Here is a 22653-nt window from a genome sequence, read left to right on the forward strand (position 1 = left end):
AATTCATTTAAGTTAAAAGCAATAGATATGACAAGCAAACAAAAAATAGAGAATCAAAAAGTTGCCCTGATTACGGGTATCACTGGCCAAGATGGTTCCTACCTTGCCGAGTTCCTTTTAGAAAAGGGCTATATCGTTCACGGCATTAAGCGCCGCGCCTCTTCTTTTAATACCGAGCGTATTGATCATATTTATCAAGATCCGCATATTAATCACCCAGATCTTATTCTTCATTATGGAGACTTAACGGACACCAGCAACTTGGTGCGCATCATCCAAGAATGTCAGCCTGATGAGATTTATAACTTAGGTGCACAGTCTCACGTAGCGGTTTCTTTCGAGTCTCCTGAATACACGGCTGATGTCGATGCTATGGGACCCCTAAGGATGCTCGAAGCCATTCGCATCCTTGGCCTGCAGAAGAAAACCCGTTTTTACCAAGCATCCACCTCTGAGCTCTATGGCTTAGTGCAAGAGATTCCGCAAAAAGAAACTACACCTTTCTACCCGAGAAGTCCTTATGCAGTGGCAAAAATGTACGCCTACTGGATTACTGTGAACTACCGTGAGGCATATGGTATCTATGCCTGCAACGGTATCCTCTTTAATCATGAGTCTAAGCGCCGAGGTGAAACTTTTGTTACTAGAAAGGTGACTCGTGGTCTAGCCAATATCGCCCAAGGTCTTGAGAAGTGTCTCTTCATGGGTAATATCGATGCTCTGCGTGACTGGGGCCATGCAAAAGACTATGTGCGCATGCAATGGCTAATGCTGCAACAAGACAAGCCTGAAGATTTTGTGATTGCCACTGGTGTGCAGTTCACGGTTCGTGAATTTATTATCCGCAGTGCTAAGCAACTTGGCATTACGCTCAAGTTTGAAGGTGCTGCTGAAAATGAAAAGGCTATCGTAGCCTCGATTGAGGGTGATAAAGCCCCGGCTTTAAAGGTCGGTGATGTAGTTGTCCAGATTGACCCACGCTACTACCGTCCTACAGAAGTAGAAACGCTTTTAGGTGACCCCACCAAAGCCAAAACCAAACTGGGTTGGGTGCCAGAAATTACCTTAGATCAAATGATCGTCGAGATGGTGGCTAACGATTTAGAAAAAGCTAAGCAACATGCGCTTTTAGAAAAACATGGTTACTCTGTAGCGGTGGGTAAAGAGAATTAATAGCAAGAAGTCATAGTCAAAACTGAGAGCGGACAGAGAAGAGCGCAAGCATGTCAACAGAGGTAAACCAAAAGATCTACGTTGCTGGCCATCGCGGCATGGTGGGATCAGCTATTGTTCGTAATCTACAAGCCAAGGGCCTTGGCAATATTGTCACTCGCACCCATGCAGAATTAGATCTGACTAATCAAGCTGCCGTACAAGCATTTTTTGAAGCAGAAAAGCCAGATCAAGTCTATCTGGCTGCAGCTCGTGTAGGGGGGATCCATGCTAACAACACCTATCCCGCTGAGTTCATCTATGACAATTTGATGGTGCAAAACAATGTCATTCATCAGGCATTTCTGAGCGGCGTTAAGAAGCTTCTTTTTTTAGGTTCAAGTTGTATCTACCCTAAGTTAGCTGCTCAGCCTATGAGTGAGGATGCGCTTCTAACTGGAAAGTTGGAGTCAACAAACGAGCCTTATGCTATTGCCAAGATTGCCGGCATCAAAATGTGTAAAAGTTATAACCGCCAGTATGGTCAAAGCCATGGAGTAGATTACCGCTCAGTCATGCCAACCAATTTGTATGGGCCTGGCGACAATTACCATCCCGAGAATAGCCATGTTATCCCAGCCCTGATTAGACGATTCCACGAGGCTAAAGTAAGTAATGCCCCTGAGGTGGTGATTTGGGGGACGGGCACCCCTAGAAGAGAATTTCTGTATGTTGACGATATGGCTACAGCATCAGTATTTGTGATGAATCTTGATAGGGTTACCTATGATCAACATACCTCTCCGATGGAGAGTCATCTCAATGTAGGTTACGGCAGTGATATCGCTATTGCAGAGTTAGCAAGTGCCGTAAGTGAATCGGTGGGCTACCAAGGCAAAATCAGTTTTGATGTCAGTAAGCCAGATGGAGCACCACGTAAGTGGATGGATTCTTCGAGACTAAATAATCTCGGATGGAAGCCTGAGGTTGATTTGCGAAATGGTTTAGTGCAGGCCTATTCCGAATTCTTACTGGGATATCGTGAACTCTAAAACATCTCACGAATCACCATTATTGATCGATGAGGTGATTTCTGTATGTTCTGCAAAAGATATTGATGTATGGACTGTTGCAGCCCCAAAAATTATTAAAAACATCAAGGCTTCTTATTACACGGTTATTGTCCCGGATAGCCAAGTTGCATTATTTTCCAGTGTAACTAACGCCCCTTACCAAGTAAAGCCAGAATCACAGTTTATTGGTAATGCTAAAGAAAAGATTGCTTACACCTTAACAGAGAATAATCAAGATAGGGTAGGTTGGTATCTTCAGCAATTTGTCAAAATTGCGGCAGTCTTACGACATCGAGATGATGATCTAGTGTTAATTTGGGATGCTGATACTGTCCCTGTAAGGCCGCTCAGCTTTGTTGAGCCTGATGGTCGACTTCTTTACTACAAAGGCAGTGAATATCGAAGTTTTTATTTTATTTTTATTGAAAAGGCTTTAGGTTTAAAGCGTACCCAAGATTTTTCATTTATCGCACAAAGCCTCATGGTTAGGGCCTCCTGGGCGCACTCCTTATTTCAATCCTTGGAAAATAAAACACAACTCCCATGGATTGATGCCATCCTCAGTCAGCTAGATCCATCAGAGCCTTCTGGTTTTGCCGAGTTTGAAACTTTAGGCTCCTGGATTTGGCATCACCATCGAAATGAGATTCTGGTCAGTGACCGTCCCTGGTATCGCTATGGTTTTAGTTTGGTTGGTAACCCATTGAATTTATCTGTTTTGGTTTGGCGTGGCCTGGCAAAGTACTATGATTTTGTCAGTTTCGAGGCTTGGGATCAGCGCTACGGCATCCGGCAATGGCTAAAAACGGAGTTTCGTAAAATCAAATTGAGTATCGCTGGGTTAGGCAGATAGTCGTGAGCAAGATTAAGATATTTTTGGTTTTTCATAAAACCTTAGATGAGCGCTTAAATCTCAATGAGTTTTCAGATGAGGAGATTAGACAATGGTTGTTCCTTATGCTGTTAATGTGGAAATAACATCTAAAGACTTCATATTAAAAGATGGGCCCTCATTGGGAATTAGCAACCCCCAAAATAGGATGGTTGAGGAATATGATCTCCCACAATACAACCCGATGCTTCAAGCAAGGGGCTTTATGGAGACCTCCGCTTATATCCATATAGAGAAAAATGCACTTCATGAGGATATTGATCTCATCGGAATTTGTCAGTACGACATGCGTTGGACCAAGCGGTCTGTAAAGTTACTTCACTCCCTAGAAAAGAGTACTCAAGGTTCGCGCCAATTTTCCTTGATCAATAGATGCTGGCAGATTTTTGGTTTTGGCTCTGATGCTAAAAGTATTGTTTATGCTCAAATTGCAGGTAAGCTAATGAATTCCTCCGGGGAATTTAACGGCATGGCTTGTACTCAAGCATTTAATTGGGATTGCTTACTAAAAAGCTACAACCATTTTTTTAATACGCAGTGGCAAATGGTCGACTTAATTGATCAGCCTCTCACGCTATGGCAAACCTATTTGATGCCTTCTCAGTTGTTTGCTGAGTTAGCGCAATGGTTATATGTCTTAGCGGTTGAAATGGAGCCGTGGGCCAATGAAGCCTCATATGAGACGCACTGGGGTGTGCTCGGAGGTTATACCGAAAGAGCTGAGTCTTTATTTATGGCGTTACGCCACCGTGCAAAAGAAATCAACATAAAACCTCTTTTTTTAGAGTACGACGATCAAATTCCAAAAGCGCTGGGTATTAGTAAAAATCACTATGGGGTATAGTGGTTAGGAGCTTAAAAAGTCAGATTACTCTTTGTAATAATGCCTTAGCTTGGAAATTTATTGGATGGCACATCTAATAAAAATGAAGGCTTACAAATTCCAAGCTTAGCTAGTCGGTATTGAATACTCACTTTAAGAACACCTAGGCCATAAATTGAGCTTCTTTGGAAATTAATAGAGGAAGCTTCTAGGAAGTATTTCGTTGGGCAGGAGATCTCCCCAATTTTATAATTGAACCAAATGCATTGCGCTAGCATTTGATTGTCAAAAATAAAGTCGTCAGAGTTTGCTAGTAGCGGTAAATTCTGGAGAACCTTATTGTTCTATGCTCGGTAGCCAGTATGGTATTCGGGTAGCTTGTGGCTACAGAAGAGGTTCTGAAAGAAGGTCAGAAATCGGTTGGCAACGTATTTATACAGAGGCATGCCCCCCGCTAGCGCACCAATGCCCAAGATGCGAGAGCCTAGTACCACGTCATAATCAGCCTCCGCAATCATCGAAGCCATTGCTCGAATTAATTTAGGTGAATACTGGTAGTCAGGATGCAGCATGATGATAATGTCAGCACCGCTTTTAAGAGCTTCGATATAGCAGGTCTTTTGGTTGCCGCCATAACCTCGATTTTTGGGATGGACAACTACGGCAATTCCCAGTTTTTGTGCAACTGCAACAGTAAAGTCTTTACTTGCGTCATCTACCAAAATGACTGTATCAACAATATCTCTCGGAATCTCAGAAAATGTTTTTTCTAGGGTTTGGGCTGCGTTATAAGCAGGCATCACCACTGCAATACGTTTGTTGTTTAGCATTTTTTTCTGACAGTTTATCTATTCAATTTGCTAATTGTAGTCAATCCCACAATGGAGATTGCTTACTGATCCTTATTTGCAAGGGGTGCGCTTAGGTCAATCACCCGATTTTGTTGGTCATCAAAAATAACGCGGTAGTTTTTGGCAAGCTCTAGCATTTGCTCATTCACTAAAAGCTGTCGGGTAGCTAGGGTGCGACCCCATTCGCCTGCAGCATTGAGGCAACTGTCAATAAAGTAGGGGTCAAATTTTTGTTGATTCCATTGTGAGTAGGCGTGCGCAAGGTAACGAATATGGTTATCTCGAAGGTACTGGGCCAAAGCCTCTGCATTTTGATTAAATGGCGGACCGGGACGTGGCCCAGCATTGCCAGGGCAATCCATTACATAAATTAAATTTCTGGAGTAGTCCAGCATGAATGGGGATGGAACTTGAACGAGTAATATTTCGCCGGAAGGAATGGAGTTTTGCAAAGCGATATAGCGATCCTTTTCCTTGGCAAAATCCGGGGAGAGAAAATCATTCGGCGCTAAGTTAATTGGAGTGTTGATGTAGCGAGAATAGAGACCCTCTTTAAAAAAGTTTCTGCCGACTCGCTTAGTTTGATTGAGCATCAAGACTGAAGTCACAATCACAATAAAGATGAATATTCTTTTGCAAGTAAGCGGCTTGAGCCAGCGAATAGGCGCCTCAAATTGCCTATTGGACATTGCAAGAGCACTAAGCATCAAAAATGCTGAAGGTGTAGCCAAAATGACGTAGCTATAACGATACATGCCTGCAGGTGTTAATGACATCAAAGCTGTACTCAAAATTACCAAACCGATCATGAGTAGCACAAAACGTATTTGTACTTGCGAACGACTATAGCTAATGAAGGCCAATCCGCAGACAAGCAATAGGCAGTACAAGGGAGTAAACTCACCAATGGCATTGAGTGTTTTGGGAAGTGTGACAAAGCCAAAGCCACCCGAATAAGACAGCCCTTTACCCAGTAGTGGATAAAATGCCGTGCCGTGGTAGAGCACGTTTGATACAAGCCATGGGCTTAAGCAAATAACTAGGGCCAGCGCAGAGATGAAGAACTCTTTAATCACCCACCATTTTTGAATTTGCAATAGACGAGCTATGTAAAAGCTTCCTCCGAAAACAACCATCGGTACAAAGAGATTGCCTTTAAGTAATAGCAGAGCAGCTAAAAGTATTCCGAGGAAAATGGATCTTTGATAGGAGGGTGCCGAGGAAGATTCTGTGCTTTGTGTGAATAAAAGCAAAATTCCATAAGCTAACGCACAGCCTGAAAGTATCGAGGCAATATTGGTGGACTGTATAAAAATGCCCAAAACTAATACAAGCGCAATAGCGCCTAGAACAGACCAAGGGCGCAGGTTTTGGCTACCAACGTGAGCAATGGCAAGTCCAATGAGAAGAAGCAGGCCAGCGCCCGTCTCAGCGATGTGTAAATGAGCTAGGGGGATCAGACTTAAGAAAAGCGCATTGATAGAGCCTCCACCACCAAAGCCTTGCTCGATGCCTCGTTGATTGAATGGATCACCACCTTGAAATCCTTCAACTAGAACTCTAATTGGAAAGGTGAGGTAGCTGGTGTAATCATCCCCGTGGTTAAAGGGTAAAAATGTCAGGTTGGCTAAGTACAGTAGGGTAATCAGCGTAAGGACTGCTAGGGAAAAAATTTGCGAGGCCTTAAGTCTGAAGCTAATTGATGGTTGGGTTAATAATTTCCAAAGTGGGAACAGGCCTAAAAGTACTCCAAAAAGTATGTATCCCCAAAATAAGCCTACGCTTCCCAATTTCAATAATTCAATATAACCACTGAGTGCAATGAATAGCGCAAAGCCAAGGAGGCTTTTTTGTCCCCAATTGAGCTGAATCCTCTGAAAAAAGACGGCAGAAATAGCTTGCCCATAGCCCCAAAAAGCCAAGGTAACTAGAAAAACAGTCAATATTGAAAAAAGAACGCTAGATTGCAAAAAAAGCCTTATCTTTTAAGTGAGAGTAATAAAACCATTTTGAGTCGTGATTTTTACCCGAGACCAATCATTACATTGATCATTACTATCAGTTTCTATGATGAGATAATGTCATTCAAGCTTATAATTTCTTTTTTAATAGGAGTTGCTTTGACCATTAGTTTTGCTAATCAATCCTCAGGCACTAAGCTCGAGCCATTTCCACATTGGGCAACCTTGTCGATGTGCTCGCTATTTGCCATTTTGTATGGGGTTTGGATACTGCCGCACACAGTATTTATAAGGCTCTCCTGTATGGTAATAGGGGGGCTACTGGGTTTGTGGGCAATCTATCGCTACCGTTCACTACTCTGGCAAAAACGGTCTTTTCCAATGGTGCTTATAGCCTTGCTATTGCTGTGGGTCACCATCCATCTGTTGTGGGTTGGCAAAGACTTTAATACGCAAAGCATGGAATACCTGAAGATTTGGAAGAAGATTGCCCTAAGCATCCCTTTTGCAATTGGCCTGGGACTTGCTATTTCTAGTAATCTTTCTGATCAGGTCAAGAGTCATCGCTACTGGCAAATAATCTTTCTTGGGTTTTGTTTGCCGACACTCATTTATTTCCTCAAATTTGCCTACGGCAAAGTTGCTAGCGGGTATGGATATCCAATCCCCAATCATTTATTACTTATTCCCTATGACACGATTAACCCATTCGGAATGGCCAGGGCATGGTACGTCTTTTTTTGCTTACCAGCATTTGCCATTGCCTTGGGAAAAATTATTCAGATGATCCAGGTGGATTGCTTTAGCATATTCAGAAGCTGGCCTTATTTAGCGGTGCTCCCGCTGACTGTCACATTATTTTTTATTGAGGCAGACCGGTTTGGCATGGTTTATGTCTCGATTTTCTTAGCTTCTTTCTTTGCAATAATTCTTTGGAGGTATGTCAAGAATCTCAGTTGGGAAAAGTGGGCCGCACTATTGATTATTGCCAGTATCTCTCTCGCTCTAGTGGGCTTTAGTGTTAGCAAAAATCCACAATGGAAAACGCTTGCAGCTGATGCCAAGGTTGCAGCCCAAGTCGACCGTTACGACCACTGGAAAAATAGGAGCAAGGGCTACCCCATTAATGAGTCCGGACAAACTCCAACTGACTCTAATTACAGCCGGATCGCTTGGGCAATCATCGGCACCCGTTTGCTAATCGAGAATCCGCTTGGTTACGGCCTAATGAGCGTATCTTTTTCAGCCCTAGGCAAACAAAAGTGGCCAGATTCTGACCTGAGTTGGACCCATAGTGCCTGGCTCGATTTTGGCTTAGGTTATGGGCTTCCTGGGTTGTTACTGTTGGGTCTGGCCGCGCTTCTGACCTGGCGAACTAGCGTCCACTCTCAGGCCCCCTGGAGCTTGATCGGACGCTGGGGTTTGGCATCAGTGGCGCTGGTCATGACAACTAAGGAGGTCTCAGCTGAGGCTGTAATTAATGCTCTAGTATTCTTGGTGATTTGGGCTAGTGTATTAAGTCTAAAGGGTGATAGGAGCCAAACACAGCCCAAGCCTTAAGCAAACCTGATGAAGATAGGGGGGGCTATAAAGAGGTTTTCTTGGTGTGGATTCCATGCTGAAATTTTTACCGGCGTCCCGCACTTAACAGACAGAAAACGCCCCTTCAAACTTTCAGCGCTGAAATTGGAATACGTACCCTAAAAGTTTGTTGCTGATGGGTAATTGTGCTTAAGCCCCCTTTGGATTTAGTTATTTCAACACCGTAAAGTGTATAATAGTTACTAATTTTATAGTCTTATAATGGACCAGGATCTTATGCAGCAGGAGTCTAAACTAGAGCTTGATGAAGAAATCTCCCTCATCGATATCCTGTACTTCCTCAAAGACGCCTGGAAAGTAATAGCTATTTTCGGGCTTATCGGCGTAGCTCTATCAACTGCCTATCTAGCGATTACCCCTAAACAGTACGAGGCGGCTGCGCAAATCACGATGGCGCAAATCGGGGCCGCTAACAACAACAATCCCCTGGGCGTCAATATCGAGGAGCCCGCGCTTCTGATTGCCCGCATGTCCTCGCCAACCAGCTTTACGCCGAAAGTGACGGCAGTCTGCGGCCTAGAGAACCAAGCCAATGGCGCACTGACGCTGAGCAAATCGATAAAGTTGACGGTTCCCAAGGGGGTTGCCAACGTGGTAGAGCTCAAAACCTTTGGCCCGACCCCCCAAGCAGCCCAAGAATGTAATTTAGCCGTATTTGAGCACATCAAAACCACCCAGTCCCAGATCGTAGCCCCCTATATTGCCGACGCAAAAGTAAAGTTAGATGACGACATTGAGCGCCTAGCTAAGGCCAAGGACCTGGTAGCTAAGGCTGATAAGTCAGGTTCGGCTATAGGCGCAGCATACCTTTCGACGCGAGATGAAATGCGCTTCTTACTAGATGAGATCACAGCCCTCAAAAATATCATCCTCTCCAACCAGAGAAGAGCCACCCGCCTGGTTGCCCCCATCTACGCCAGCGACGCGCCGATTGCACCTAAAAAACGGGTGGTTCTTGCCGCTGGACTCTTTGGTGGACTCTTCTTAGGCCTATTGATTGCGTTAGCCCGAAGCATGATCGCCAGAATCAAGAGTGAAGCAGGCGGAGTATTGTGATATTCGGTCTAGCGCAAGTGAGCGTTCGAGATCGGGCATTAGCGGGCTTAATGCTTATTGAGTATTGAACACTTGAAAAATAAAACCTAATTCTTTGAATCCAATCCCTCAATTCATTAACCGTTGCATTGTGCGCCCCGCAGAAAAAAGCCATTGCCTCTGCAAGCCGGTGATGTGCCCGACACCTACGCCGATGTGGCCTGCCTCGTCGAGCAATTTCACTACCAACCTGCCACTATAGTGGAAGAAGGCATCCAGCGCTTTGTCGCTTGGCATGGCAATGAATTCAAGCTTATTTAATGCAACCCAACCAATCCATAACAGCTCTACTAAAACGCCTCTGGCACCACATCAGCCCACGTCGCCGCGGGCAATTCGGGCTGCTACTAGTGCTGATGCTGCTCGCATCGTTCGCGGAAATTTTTAGCATCGGAGCTGTGTTGCCGTTTCTTGGAGTATTAACTGCACCTGAGCGCGTATTTAATTACGCCGCAGCGCAGCCCTTCATCCAGGCATTAGGGCTAAAAGAGCCAGCGCAACTCTTTTTGCCCCTCACGATCATCTTTGGCGCGGCGGCGCTTATCGCAGGTGCAATGCGCTTGTTGTTACTTTGGGCTAGCACGCGACTTTCTTACGCCACTGGTGCCGACCTTAGTATCAGCATCTACCGACGCGCCCTTTACCAATCTTATGCAGTGCATTGCGCTCGTAACAGTAGCGAGGTCATCAACGGCATTTCAAACAAAACAAATGCCGTTATTGGCATCATCACGATGCTCCTTACGCTTGTCAGTTCGGTCGCCATGCTTATTACCATTCTGCTTGCCCTCTTGTCTTTGAATCCTGTTGTTACGCTGGCTGCCTTCGGCGGATTTTGGTTGATTTACTTTATCATCATCGGTCTGACCCGAAAGCAACTCTCCAATAATGGCGAACGCATCGCTCGCGAATCCACACGTGTTATCAAATCCCTGCAGGAGGGATTGGGGGGTATCAGAGATGTGCTCATAGATGGCAGCCAAGCGACATACTGCCAGATTTACCGCAATGCCGATCTTTTCATGCGTAGAGCCCAGGGTAATAATTCATTTATTAGCTCTAGTCCGCGTTATGGCATGGAAGCCTTGGGTATGCTGCTTATCGTAGCGCTGGCATATTCGCTATCTCAGCAAGCAGATGGCGTCGCCAAGGCAATCCCCATACTCGGTGCATTGGCACTGGGGGCGCAGCGTTTGTTACCCGTTTTGCAGCAATCATATGGTGCATGGACGAGTATTCGGGGCGGACAAGCCTCCTTAAGGGATGCTCTTGAGCTATTAGACCAACCCTTACCCGACTACGCCGACCAGCCAGCTGCACAACCGCTGCCCTTCAAACACAGCATCAGCCTCAAGCAGCTTGCGTTCCGCTACAGCCCGCAAGCGCCCTATGTTCTAAAGCATCTCAACCTTACCATCGCCAAAGGTAGCCGCGTGGGTTTCATTGGCACCACCGGTAGTGGCAAAAGCACCCTACTCGACATCGTCATGGGCCTGCTAGAGCCAACTGATGGCACCTTGGAGATTGATGGCCAAGCTGTAATGCCCGCAAACAAACGCGCCTGGCAAGCCCATATCGCTCATGTGCCGCAAGCCATATTTCTGGCCGACAGCACCATTGAAGAAAACATTGCCTTTAGCGTGCCCATAGACCAGATCGACCCCCAGCGCGTCCGGCAAGCCGCACAACAGGCGCAAATTGCCGACAGCATTGAAAGCTGGCCCAAGCAATACCGAACCTTTGTCGGTGAGCGCGGCATCTGCCTCTCTGGTGGTCAACGCCAGCGCATCGGCGTTGCCCGCGCCCTCTACAAGCAAGCCGATGTGATCATTTTTGACGAAGCAACCAGTGCACTAGACAACGAAACTGAACAAGCCGTCATGCAGGCAATTGAAGGCCTCAGCAAGGATCTCACTGTTCTCATCATTGCCCACCGCCTCACCACGCTGAAAAATTGCACACAGATAGTTGAGCTGGGTGATGGCGGCATTAAGCGCGCTGGCACTTATCAAGACATCGTGAATCAAACGGCATGAATGCCGCAGAAAAATAAGGAAAGTAACCCCTATGCTCAGTAACCTCCTCCTTCCTTATAGCCGGCGGTACAGGTTTGCGGCCCGGTTATCATTGGCTTAACTTAGGATCTATATGTATGCGGCTTAAAAATAAAAGTGTAGTGATCACAGGTGCGGGAGGTCAGTTGGGTACCCGTTTCGCCCAGTCCTTTGCGACTGAGGGTGCCAAGCTTTGGCTTGCTGACATATCCCCAGAGCTGCTTGCGAAAGCGGCCGGACAAGTTCCCACAGAAAATCTGTTAGGCACCTTGATAATGGACGTGACTCAGCCAAAATCCGTGGAAAGCGCTTTTGCCAAAATACGTGAGCATGGTCCGTTGGACGTTTTGGTCAACAACGCGGGAATTGGAGTTTTTACGCCGTTTTGGGAGCGCGATTACTACGAATTCATGCAGGTCATGTCGGTCAATGTGGGCGGCACTTTTCTATGCACCCGCGAGGCCTTACGGTTAATGAAAGACCAGGGTCGGGGCGCTATTATCAATATTGGGTCGATCTATGGGGTGGTCAGTAGTGATCCAAGTATCTACACCGATTGTGCTCGCATGAACTCAGAGGTCTATAGTGCATCGAAGGCGGCCGTCATTCATATGACTAAATATTTTGCTGTGCATGCGGCGCCACTGGGCGTTCGCGTTAATTGCGTCAGTCCGGGCGGTGTCTTCAATAATCAGGGTGAGGATTTTGTTCAGAACTACACGCAGCTCACCCCTTTTAATCGCATGGCCAAGGATAAGGAAATCTGCGGGGCTGTGATTTTTCTGGCATCCAGTGAGGCCGATTATGTATCAGGGCAGAATATTGTCGTCGATGGAGGTTTCACAGCATGGTAGATCGTTCAGTTTTAATCTTTGGCGCAGGAATGTCGGGACTGGTGACAGCATATGAATTTGCAAAGCGGGGTGTGCCGGTAAGAGTGCTTGAGCGCTTGCCTGTACCAGGCGGCTTAGCACGTACCCTGCGTTTTGCCGACTATTACATCGATGCTGGCCCGCATCTGTTTCATACCTCTAGCCCGGAAATTATTGCTTATTGGCAAAGTATTTTTCCCGGAGTGTTTCGCACGCCGGCGCTGTATGGTAAAAACTATATCGATGGAAGGTTCTTTGAATATCCGTTATCCGAAGAAACACTTAGGCAATTCCCAGCTGAGTTATACGACCGAATCATGTCGGAGATGGCCGCAACGGACTCCGATCAGTTGAGCACTGCGCGCAATTACCGCGACTACATGACTGCGCTGGCGGGCCCCACCTTGCAGAAGATTTTTTACGAAGAATATCCGGAAAAATTATGGGGTATTCCTACTTCAGAATTGTCTGCTAACTGGGCACCACAGCGCATCGAGATTCGCAAGGAGAAAAAGCCGTTTCATGCGGATCAATGGTCTGCAGTTGCACAAAACGGATGCGGACAGACAATGGAAATCTTAGCCAACAAAATTATCGAGCTTGGTGGCAGGATCGACTACAACGTTGAGGTATTGAGTGTTGAGCTGGAAGGCGACGTAATAGATCGGGTTCGCACCAGTGAGGGCACTATACAACTGGGCCGTAACGACCTTGTGGTATCAACGCTCCCTATAACCGTGAATTCACGTTTTCTTGATGTACCCTGCAACCTTGGGTATCGCAGTGTCAAGTTGGTAGCCATTGCGACCACCGGGCCAGACCCATTTCCTAAAGATGCAGACTGGTTGTACTTCAAGGACCGGGACATCATCTTCCACCGTGCCGGTTTGCAAACGCGCTTTTCCGACATTGGCATTCCCAGGGGTTGGTCCATCCTGTGTTGTGAAATTGCCTACACGGCGGGAGACTCCGTTTCTCAAATGGATGAGGCGCAACTGCGTGAGCGTGTTATCGGAGACTTGGAGCGCATGGGCTTTGTCAATCGCGCTGAAATCGTCAAGGTTCACCACATGGATCTGGGGCCTCTTTACCCCAGCTATCGCGTGGGTTTTGAAACTGAGCTGCAACGCGTGCGCGGCGAACTCGAAAAAGTCGGTAACTTTTATTTTACCGGCACCTTAGCTGATTTTTCCTATGCCGATTTCCAGATTCTGTGCGCCAAGGCCATTGATCTGGTCGACATGATTCAGGACCCCGGCTCGGCTTTTAATAGTGTTCAGCGCGTTACGCGTAGGGCGAAAAAGTTCAAAGATGTTGTTCAAATCGGAAAGAACTTAATTGGACATCAGTATCCACCTTACATCATTGGCGAAATTGGGTTAAACCACAATGGTAGCGTTGAGATGGCCAAGCAACTAATCGACGTGTGTGTGGAAAGTGGTTGTAATGCGGCTAAATTCCAGACTTTTAGCACTGAACGCATATCCGCCAAAGTGTTGGATGCACGTTATAACGAGGATATTATGGACCTCGAAGAAAACCTGCATCAGCTGTTTAACCGGCTGATTTTTTCATGGGAGGAACTCAAGGACATTTTCACCTATGCACACTCACGCAACATCGATGTATTCTCCACGCCCTTTGACGTTGAGTCAGTCGAGATGCTAGACAAGTTGGACGTACCCGCCTACAAGATAGCATCGATGGACTTGGTCAACCTACCTCTGATCCGCGCTGTGGCCATGAAAATGAAGCCCATGTTTATTTCGACCGGCATGTCCACGCTGGGGGACATTGAGGAGGCTGTGAACACTGTGCTAGAGGCTGGCAACCCTAACCTTATCTTGCTGCACTGCGTGTCCAGCTACCCGGCTTCGGCTGCCGAAACCAATTTGCGCATGATTCCGCGCTTGACTGAATGTTTCCAGGTTGTGTCCGGTTTTTCGGATCACTTTCCCGAGAGTTTTCTAGTCCCGCCTGCGATTGCCCTAGGTGGTCGGGTGATTGAAAAACATGTAACACTGGACCGTTCATTGAAAGGGCCTGATCATATTTTTTCACTTGAACCGCTAGAGTTGAAATCAATGGTGGAACAGGCACAAGCAACCTTCACCGCGCTAGGTAACGGCATCAAGGCAATTTCAGCCAGCGAGTACCGCACGGTTCAGCGTTTACGGCGTACTGTATTTGCTCGAGTCGCCATTCCTGCAGGGACCACCATCACACGGGAAATGTTGATAATCAAGTCACCTGGTATTGGCATTCTTCCCAAATACATTGACCTGATTGTGGGTCGTCAGGCGCGCACACATATCAATGTAGATCATCCGATCACTTGGAGCGCTATTTGATGGCGACGCTAGACGAAGAAATCGAGCAAATTGTCCTTGAAGTGAATAGACTGGCTAGCCTAGAGAGCAAACTCACTGGCTTTTGTATTGGAAATACGCGCAAGATCAACGACACTGGACTTTATTTTTCTCCGTTGCGTAGAACTAGTAGGTTGATTGCCGGTAGCGCTATTGTGTACGACGTTAGCCAAGCGGTGGCAGTGGCACGAGCGGTGGACGGCATGGTGGATTATGTGCTGGTTGACACAGAAAAAAAGATCAGCACCGAATTATACGGCGCTGATAATGTGGGTAACGTCGAACGCGCAGTACGCGAAACAGTCAAGCATTCGCGGGTGTTGGCTTATAAGGGAAATGATCTAACAGTCGACTCAATCGAAAATTTGATCGTGCAGATACTATCAACCCACCCACGTGGGTTGAGTGGTAAAAGGGCAGCCATTATTGGAGCTGGTAACGTAGGCTCCAAATTGGCGCTAAAACTGGTCGAACGTGGGATGGACGTATCCCTGATCCGGCGCGATAGAGTTAAACTCGCGGCTATTGTGACGGCGCTGAACATCATTAAGCCAGCAGAAACAATAGCCAAGGTCACCGCTGGCGAGGACAATCTGTCGATCGCCCAGGGAGCTGACTTGTTGGTGGGGCTGACGCAAGGTATACCGGTTATTACAATTGCCATGATTGATGCGCTGGCACACGGTGCCGTGCTGTTGGACGGCGGCAAAGGTTGCTGTGAGCAGGAAGCTATTCGGCGTGCGCAGGAGAAGGACATTCCTGTCTATCGCGCCGATATCCGGCCGGGCTTTGAAGGACACATGGGTATGGTGTTGGAAACTGAGCGCATTGTTGAATACGCTTTGGGTCGCACTGAGTTTGATGCTGTGCCTGTCGTGTCCGGCGGCTTGCTGGCACGTCCCAACGAAGTTGTGGTTGACAGCATAGCTGATCCTCATGCCGTCTTTGGTATTGCTAATGGCTTAGGCGATTTTGTTCGAGTTCTTGACAACAACCAAGCGCATCGTCTGCAGGTGGTACACGATTACATCCTCAGAAAGAGGGGGGCTAAAAATGTCAGAAATCATACGGGAATATTTGAGCGCCACTCAACTAGTCAGTAAGGACCAGGTAAGATACTTTAGTCTAGTGGTTGATCGTGTGAGCACCCGTTGTGAAATGGACGAGAAAATTGAAGCACGCTACACAAATATAAGTCAAAATATAACCGTCCTAAGCAGAAGCAAAAAGTATCAACAAAATGGTAAGCAAACACTAGCTGTTGCACTTCGAAAGTGAATCCGCGAAAAGAAAAGTAATGGTTAAGATCGTTGTAGTAATTCCTGCAAGAAGTGGAAGTAAATCACTTCCAAATAAAAACATATTGCCTCTACACGGCAAGCCACTCTTGTGCTACTCGGTTGCCTATGCATTGGGCTGTAAAGCCGTTGATAAGATTGTAGTTTCAACGGACTCTGAACATATAGCAAGCATCGCTAAAGAGTGCGGGGCAGAGACTCCCTTTTTAAGGCCAGGTGAGTATTCACAAGATAGCACTAGAGATTATCCGGTTATGAAGCATGCGCTTGAGTTCTTTGAAGATATTGATGAAATTTATGATATATACGTCTTGCTAAGACCTACTTCACCAATACGACCAAGCGGGCTAATTGAAAGGACAATAAAAATTTTAGAAAAAAATCCATCTGCCAGTTCGGTTAGAAGTGTTGCAAAAATCAAAGAGCACCCATATAGAGCTTGGTACAAAGAAAATGATGGAAGTATGAGAGGATTTGTCGAGGATGTACATGAAGCTTATAACATACCCAGACAAGAGCTGCCTGATGTATATTTCCAAACCGGCGATATAGAAGCAATCAGACGAGTAACGTTATTGGATGGAAGTATTTCAGGTAGTAATGTTTATCCGTTAATAATTAAGCATGACGAGATGGTAGACATAGATCACATAAATGACTTTAAAAATGCAGAAGAAAAACTAAAATCATGAAATTTCTAGTCTGTGGCTTGGGTTCAATTGGTTTTAGGCACTTAAGAAATTTAAAAGCTCTAGGATATACGGATGTTATTGTGTATAGCAGTGGTAAAAGTGTAATGCCAGGAGTTAAAGAGGAAATAGAAAAGTTTGAAATATACAATTCCTTGCACGAGGCATTGAAACAAAAACCTGATGTATGCATGATTACAAATCCAACTTCATTACATGTCTCTGTTGCGATGATGGCTGCAAATGCAGGTTGTCATTTATATATTGAAAAACCATTATCGAATACTTTAGAAAAATTAGATCAATTACAAAAAATAGTAAATAATAAAAAACTTACAACATTTATCACGTATCAGTTTAGATTTCATCCACATATCAAGTTATTGAAAAACATATTTGCGGATAAGAAAGGCGAATATGGGGAGGCGCTATATGTCACAACCGAATGGTCTGAATATTTACCGGACTGGCATCCATGGGAAGACTATAAGCAGAGTTATTCTGCTAGAAGAGATTTGGGGGGAGGTGTTTTGCTGACTCAAATACATCCTATGAATTACTTGAGCTATATTTTCGGAGATATTGAAAAAGTTCAAATAAATAAAATTGCGACAAAAATTTTAGGTATTGAAGTAGATGATGTTGCTGATTTGATGATAAATTTTAAAACTGGTATGGGTGGGCACGTTCATATTGATTTTTTACAAAAACCTAGAGTGCATGCGATGAAGGTTGTTACTTCGAAAGGTAGATTTGAATGGGATTACCATGAAAATACACTATTCTTTGTTAATAATGACGGCAAAGAAAATATCTTTAAGAACGATAACTTTGATAGGAATGATATGTTTGTCGAGATGTTGAAAGATTTTATTAACTGTGTGAATTTAAATCAAGAGACTAAATTTAATTTAGATGAAGCTATAAACGAACTAGAATTACTAATTTCGTGACAGTTGATAGTATCCTCATATACCTATCGGCCGTAAATTTTGTGTCATCGGGTAATTGGTAGAAAGATAGATAGAGAAGATAGCTTTCATTTAAAGGGGTTCATGCATTATCAATTGCGTTATTTAATTACTACTGCAAATGTGCGCACTTGGGAATATGACAGCACAGTTATTTTCTTGGGTGAATGTTGTTGTTTCTATGGCTGAAGATATTTTTAGCCGGGAGGGATGCCATTGTGCAGCACCTTATTGATCGGGGTAATTTAAGATGGACGCTGAGGAATAGGTGTTTGAAGATAAATTTTTCCAGAGCTGCGTGACGTAGGTAACCGTTATCACCCAATACGTGTGGATAATTCAATATTATGTGCATGAGCTTAAAGAAAATCTTCAAGAAAAAAGAATTTTTATAGATTTAGGTCGGTTGGGTGGAGCGGCTCCGGCATAGAGTCAAACATAAAGACGTGCATCTGAAAGGAGATATCATGGTGACAGACTAGATGATAGAGCTAAAAGAATGCTTGGCGCTCTATAAGTCGAAAAGAATGCATCAATCGCTGAGCTAGCACACGCCAAATTAGAGACCCGCCAGATTAGGTTTGGCTTACTGTGAGTGTACAAGGATTGTTGACGAATACAGTGGGTAAGAAAAATGCAGTCAGAAATTGAAACAAAAAAAGAATCAGAATGCCAGTTCAGCACTGTTCCTCTGTATGAGAAAGGTTGCCCTCTCTTTAAGTTATGCATTATGTATTGTCTGAGAGACACACTATATTCGTCAAGCTAGGCGCTGTAATTAAAACTATAACTCGCAAATATTATTGTAGGTGGGGTGATGACTAAATTTATTCTGTACTTTGTTCTTGGGGTGGTGTATTTCGGCTTACTTTCACCGATTTCGATATGCCTCAGAATATTGTTGGGGCAAGATTATTTAAATATAAAAATAAACGCCTTAGAAGATAGTTATTGGATCAAAAAAACGTCAACAACTGTGGATGCGTCTGCTTTTTACTCGCAATCAATTTCAAAGTGAGTGATAAAGATTTATGTTCTGGACAGACTTGATTGAGTGCCAGTTATTTTAACTAATTTATTTGAGTTGCTTTATGAAAATTCTTGGAATATCTGCGTTTTACCACGATTCTGCAGCGGCATTAGTTATTGATGGAAGTATTGTTGCTGCGGCTCAAGAGGAACGCTTTACCCGTAAAAAACACGATCTTGGGTATCCAAAAAATTCGATAGAGTATTGCTTAAATTTTGCAGAACTTAAGGCCAGTGATATTGATTATGTCGTTTTTTATGACAAGCCTCTCGCAAAGTTTGATAGGTTGCTGAAAACCTATTTTGCATTCGCACCTAAAGGGTTTACTTCTTTTAGGGAGGCGATTCCTGTCTGGTTGAAAGATAAGATATTTCATAAAAGACAGATTATTAAAGAGTTTTCTTTAATGGATGGAGATATAAATTGGTCGCAAAAATTGATTTTTTCCGAACACCACTTAAGTCATGCAGCAAGTGCATTTTATCCATCACCGTTTCAGAGGGCAGCGGTTCTTACTATGGATGGAGTTGGAGAGTGGACAACAACATCATTGGCGATAGGTAATGGTAGAGATCTGAAAGTACTTCGCGAAATACATTTCCCGCATTCAATTGGCCTTCTGTATTCAGCGTTTACATACTACATCGGATTTAAGGTCAATTCGGGAGAATATAAAGTAATGGGGTTGGCACCTTACGGTGAGCCACGTTATGTGGATCTAATTAAAACGCATTTGATTGATATCAAAGAGGATGGCTCGTTTCGTTTGAATATGGCCTATTTTGATTATTGCACAGGGTTGAGGATGACTAATGATCGTTTCCATGATTTATTTGGTGCGCCACCACGTTTTGCCGATGTGCCGTTGACTCAACGCGATATGGATCTAGCGGCTAGTGTTCAAGTAGTGACAGAGGAGATTGTACTAAAGCTGGCTCGAAATATTGCCAAAGAGACTGGGGAGCGCAATTTATGTCTTGCAGGGGGAGTGGCGCTGAATTGTGTTGCCAATGGAAAACTTCTCCGTGAAAATATTTTTGACAACATTTGGATGCAGCCCGCAGCAGGGGATGCAGGAGGCGCTCTAGGAGCAGCATTGGCGGGCTACCATCTGTTTTCTGGAAAATCTCGATCAGTTGAGGCTGAGGGAGATGCAATGAAAGGAAGTTATCTTGGTCCTGATTATAGTCAGAAAGAGATCGAAAAAAGATTGACAGATGCAGGCGCTAAATTTGAAACCCTTGATGATAGAGCTTTTATTGAATTTTGCGCATGTGCACTAGATGAAGGTAAGGCTATTGGTTGGCATCAGGGCAGAATGGAGTTTGGTCCGCGTGCGTTAGGTGCGCGCTCGATTATTGGGGATGCGCGTTCACCAACTATGCAGAAGATACTTAACCTGAAGGTTAAGTATCGTGAATCTTTTAGACCATTTGCCCCTTCAGTTTTGCGTGAAGATGTTTCGAGTTGGTTCGATTTAGATAGTGATAGCCCCTATATGTTACTAGTGGCCGATGTAAAAGCTGAGAAGCGAATAGTAATGTCAGATTCTGAAAAAATGCTTTTTGGTATTGACAAGCTTAACATCAAGCGCTCATCGATTCCTGCGGTGACGCATGTTGATTATTCCGCTAGAGTGCAGACTGTCCATAAGAATACCAATCCACGTTACTATTCACTTATCGCTCGCTTTAAAGAGTTGACGGGTTGTCCTGTAATCGTTAATACATCATTTAATGTTCGGGGGGAGCCAATAGTTAACACTCCTGAAGATGCTTTTAGGTGTTTTATGGGCACTGGTATTGAGATATTGGCGATAGGTAATTGCATTTTAAAGAAAGAAACTCAGGATCAATCTCTGGTTAAAAGTTATGAGAATAATTTTGAGCTTGATTGATTGATTGATTGTAATCAATGGATCTGTTGATAAAAACAGATTATGTCGGGAATATTATGTTACAAAAAATAGTTGATTTTATTGCGAAATTGTTCGGATTTAGGCGTAAAACTGAAATTAAAAAGAAAGCCTCTACAGACGACATATACCCCATGTGGTAAAAAATGGCAATGAAAACCAACATTCATTCATTGCGTGGTCTGACGTATCATTTTTTTCACCGAGTATTGCAAGCGCCAGCAATTGGCTCATTATTATTGCTAAGCACTTTTATTTTGCTGCCAGTTTTACTAGCTATGATTATGGGGGATGAGTTAACTGAGCAAGCTATGTTCTTCGCTTTACTTGTCGTTAGTTCATTGCTTATTGCGGAAATTCTTTTCAGGTTAGGGTTCAGGTTTTTGAAGGGGGAACCTTATCAATTGATCCCGAGACTAAATTTTAATGGAATATATGTAAAGCCGCATCCATATATCCCCTTTGTCATGAAGCGTAAATTTAAAACTGAAATTAGTGGTGTCGTAAATTACCCATTGCATAAGGGAAGGTTTAGTTTTGGACAGTACACCACCAATAACATGGGTTTCACAAATGGCCACAACGGAGATAGAGATGTTGTGGTACCAAAGCCGGAAGGTTTACTTCGCATTAACTGCATTGGCGCCTCCACGACAGGTAATTATATTGAGGAAAATGGGCAAGTATTTTCGTATCCACTGGAATTAGAAAAAAAACTCAAGTCTTTGATCGAAGTTTCGGTTGAAGTCAATAACTGTGGGCAAGGGGGCTATAATTCTGCTGACATAATGGTTCGGTTTGCATTGCAGGTAATTGACACACAGCCAGATATTGTTGTGATATACCATGCCTATAATGATATTAGAGCTTATTTGACAAAAGATTTTGAGGCGGATTATTCCCATGTGAGATGTAATTTAGGTGACAATTATTGGAAATTCGCTTTAGCCGCTCAAATTCCCAATATTCCAATTAAATTTATTAATTTCCTAATAAATCGATGGCTACCGGCGAGTATTCGAAACTCACTGCTTGAACAAGTTACGATAGGTGATTTTGATATGAGTCTTAATTTTTCTGTAGGACTGTGTACATATCAAAGAAATCTGCAGCATATCATCGATATATGCCATAGTAACGGAATTAAAGTTATATTAAGCACGTATTGCCACTACCTATATGATGAAATTAAAACAGAGTCGCTACATATTCTTTATGCCAAGATTGTAAAAGAAGAAAATAACGTTATGCGTGATTTGGCGCTTATGAACAATATTACTTTAGTTGATAATGCGAAGTTAATACCACAGGATGAGCGTTATTTTGTAGATAGCATTCATTTCACCCCCGAGGGAATGGCGAAAATAGCAGAAAATATTGCAGATGCGATTGCAATGAAATGACTATTGAGCATCAATAAACTCTTGCAAAGATATATAAGGAAAAGAAGATGAATCAGCCACTCATGACGCTCGATCTTGGTTGTGGAAAGAAAAAAAGACCCGGTGCAATTGGGGTTGATTATTCTGATCGACATAATGCCGACATTATTCACAACCTGAATGTATTTCCGTACCCATTGGCGGACGAAGGGTCCGACGTAATCTACATGGATAACGTACTTGAGCACTTAGATGATCCAATGCGGGTGATGGAAGAGGTTCATCGGATATGCAAAGTGGGAGGGCAGGTGAAAGTTATCGTCCCTTATTTTCGTTCGTTATATGCATTCATTGATCCAACGCATCAGCATTTTTTCACGGTGGACTCATTTGCATTTTACGACCCAGACCACATTATTTGCCAGCGCTACGACTATGTTAAAACAAGATTTAAAGTTGAGAGGATTGTATTTAATGAAACATTGGAAACACATGGGACTAAGCGACTGATTGTTGCATTGGCAAATAAATGGCCAGACCGATATGAGCGATATTTAAGCCACCTCGTACCACTTGATGACATTACTTATTATCTGCGTAAAATCTAAATAATACATACCCAAA

The 22653-nt window shown here is 44.1% G+C and carries 18 protein-coding genes; 16 read left to right on the plus strand and 2 right to left on the minus strand.

All coding sequences use genetic code 11. The features are described from left to right. The first annotated feature begins 27 nt into the window (after positions 1-27). The 4 genes from gmd (at position 28) to DXE44_RS01040 (ending at position 3961) form a co-directional block, all read left to right on the plus strand. Complete coding sequence (gmd, locus tag DXE44_RS01025; protein WP_114651937.1) at positions 28-1173, plus strand: GDP-mannose 4,6-dehydratase; 1146 nt, start codon at positions 28-30, stop codon at positions 1171-1173. A 50-nt stretch (positions 1174-1223) separates the two neighbouring features. Continuing rightward, on the plus strand, positions 1224-2204 hold the full coding sequence (gene fcl / locus DXE44_RS01030; protein WP_114651939.1) for a GDP-L-fucose synthase: 981 nt from the start codon (positions 1224-1226) through the stop codon (positions 2202-2204). Then, positions 2194-3078 carry a DUF6492 family protein gene (locus DXE44_RS01035; RefSeq protein ID WP_114651941.1) on the plus strand — a complete coding sequence of 295 codons (885 nt, stop codon included), beginning with the start codon at positions 2194-2196 and terminating at the stop codon, positions 3076-3078. The genes fcl and DXE44_RS01035 overlap by 11 nt, the downstream gene beginning before the upstream one ends. Before the next feature lie 244 nt (positions 3079-3322). Next, entirely contained in the window at positions 3323-3961 is a 639-nt protein-coding gene (locus DXE44_RS01040) for a hypothetical protein (protein WP_231970520.1), read from the plus strand. A 323-nt stretch (positions 3962-4284) separates the two neighbouring features. Here the strand turns inward: DXE44_RS01040 and DXE44_RS10195 are convergent, their stop codons facing one another. After that, on the minus strand, positions 4285-4770 hold the full coding sequence (locus DXE44_RS10195; RefSeq protein WP_197712789.1) for a glycosyltransferase family 2 protein: 486 nt from the start codon (positions 4768-4770) through the stop codon (positions 4285-4287). Between the two features lie 62 nt (positions 4771-4832). After that, on the minus strand, positions 4833-6587 hold the full coding sequence (locus DXE44_RS01050) for a hypothetical protein (protein ID WP_162785827.1): 1755 nt from the start codon (positions 6585-6587) through the stop codon (positions 4833-4835). Positions 6588-6911: 324 nt separating this feature from the next. Between DXE44_RS01050 and DXE44_RS01055 the strand changes: the two genes are divergently transcribed. The 12 genes from DXE44_RS01055 (at position 6912) to DXE44_RS01110 (ending at position 22637) form a co-directional block, all read left to right on the plus strand. Beyond that, complete coding sequence (locus DXE44_RS01055) at positions 6912-8312, plus strand: O-antigen ligase family protein (protein ID WP_162785828.1); 1401 nt, start codon at positions 6912-6914, stop codon at positions 8310-8312. Between the two features lie 243 nt (positions 8313-8555). After that, on the plus strand, positions 8556-9410 hold the full coding sequence (locus tag DXE44_RS01060; protein ID WP_114651949.1) for a Wzz/FepE/Etk N-terminal domain-containing protein: 855 nt from the start codon (positions 8556-8558) through the stop codon (positions 9408-9410). Between the two features lie 123 nt (positions 9411-9533). Next, positions 9534-9710: a hypothetical protein gene (locus DXE44_RS01065; RefSeq protein ID WP_197712790.1), complete on the plus strand. Its 177-nt coding sequence runs from the start codon at positions 9534-9536 to the stop codon at positions 9708-9710. Continuing rightward, entirely contained in the window at positions 9710-11485 is a 1776-nt protein-coding gene (locus DXE44_RS01070) for an ABC transporter ATP-binding protein (protein ID WP_114651951.1), read from the plus strand. The genes DXE44_RS01065 and DXE44_RS01070 overlap by 1 nt, the downstream gene beginning before the upstream one ends. A 116-nt stretch (positions 11486-11601) precedes the next feature. Continuing rightward, positions 11602-12357 carry an SDR family oxidoreductase gene (locus DXE44_RS01075; RefSeq protein WP_114651953.1) on the plus strand — a complete coding sequence of 252 codons (756 nt, stop codon included), beginning with the start codon at positions 11602-11604 and terminating at the stop codon, positions 12355-12357. Then, on the plus strand, positions 12351-14726 hold the full coding sequence (locus DXE44_RS01080) for an FAD-dependent oxidoreductase (protein ID WP_114651955.1): 2376 nt from the start codon (positions 12351-12353) through the stop codon (positions 14724-14726). The genes DXE44_RS01075 and DXE44_RS01080 overlap by 7 nt, the downstream gene beginning before the upstream one ends. Further along, positions 14726-15847, plus strand: a complete 1122-nt coding sequence (locus DXE44_RS01085; RefSeq protein ID WP_114651957.1) for an NAD(P)-binding domain-containing protein — start codon at positions 14726-14728, stop codon at positions 15845-15847. The genes DXE44_RS01080 and DXE44_RS01085 overlap by 1 nt, the downstream gene beginning before the upstream one ends. Positions 15848-16041: 194 nt before the next feature. After that, on the plus strand, positions 16042-16734 hold the full coding sequence (locus tag DXE44_RS01090; RefSeq protein ID WP_162785831.1) for an acylneuraminate cytidylyltransferase family protein: 693 nt from the start codon (positions 16042-16044) through the stop codon (positions 16732-16734). After that, positions 16731-17684: a Gfo/Idh/MocA family protein gene (locus DXE44_RS01095; protein ID WP_114651961.1), complete on the plus strand. Its 954-nt coding sequence runs from the start codon at positions 16731-16733 to the stop codon at positions 17682-17684. Before DXE44_RS01090 ends, DXE44_RS01095 begins: the two co-directional genes overlap by 4 nt. Before the next feature lie 1109 nt (positions 17685-18793). After that, on the plus strand, positions 18794-20629 hold the full coding sequence (locus DXE44_RS01100) for a carbamoyltransferase family protein (RefSeq protein WP_114651963.1): 1836 nt from the start codon (positions 18794-18796) through the stop codon (positions 20627-20629). Between the two features lie 170 nt (positions 20630-20799). After that, positions 20800-22050: an SGNH/GDSL hydrolase family protein gene (locus tag DXE44_RS01105; protein ID WP_162785832.1), complete on the plus strand. Its 1251-nt coding sequence runs from the start codon at positions 20800-20802 to the stop codon at positions 22048-22050. A gap of 47 nt (positions 22051-22097) precedes the next feature. Next, positions 22098-22637: a class I SAM-dependent methyltransferase gene (locus DXE44_RS01110; protein WP_114651967.1), complete on the plus strand. Its 540-nt coding sequence runs from the start codon at positions 22098-22100 to the stop codon at positions 22635-22637. The last annotated feature ends 16 nt before the right edge of the window (positions 22638-22653 follow it).

Origin of the sequence: Polynucleobacter necessarius, assembly GCF_900095175.1 — a bacterium.
Classification (GTDB): domain Bacteria; phylum Pseudomonadota; class Gammaproteobacteria; order Burkholderiales; family Burkholderiaceae; genus Polynucleobacter; species Polynucleobacter necessarius_I.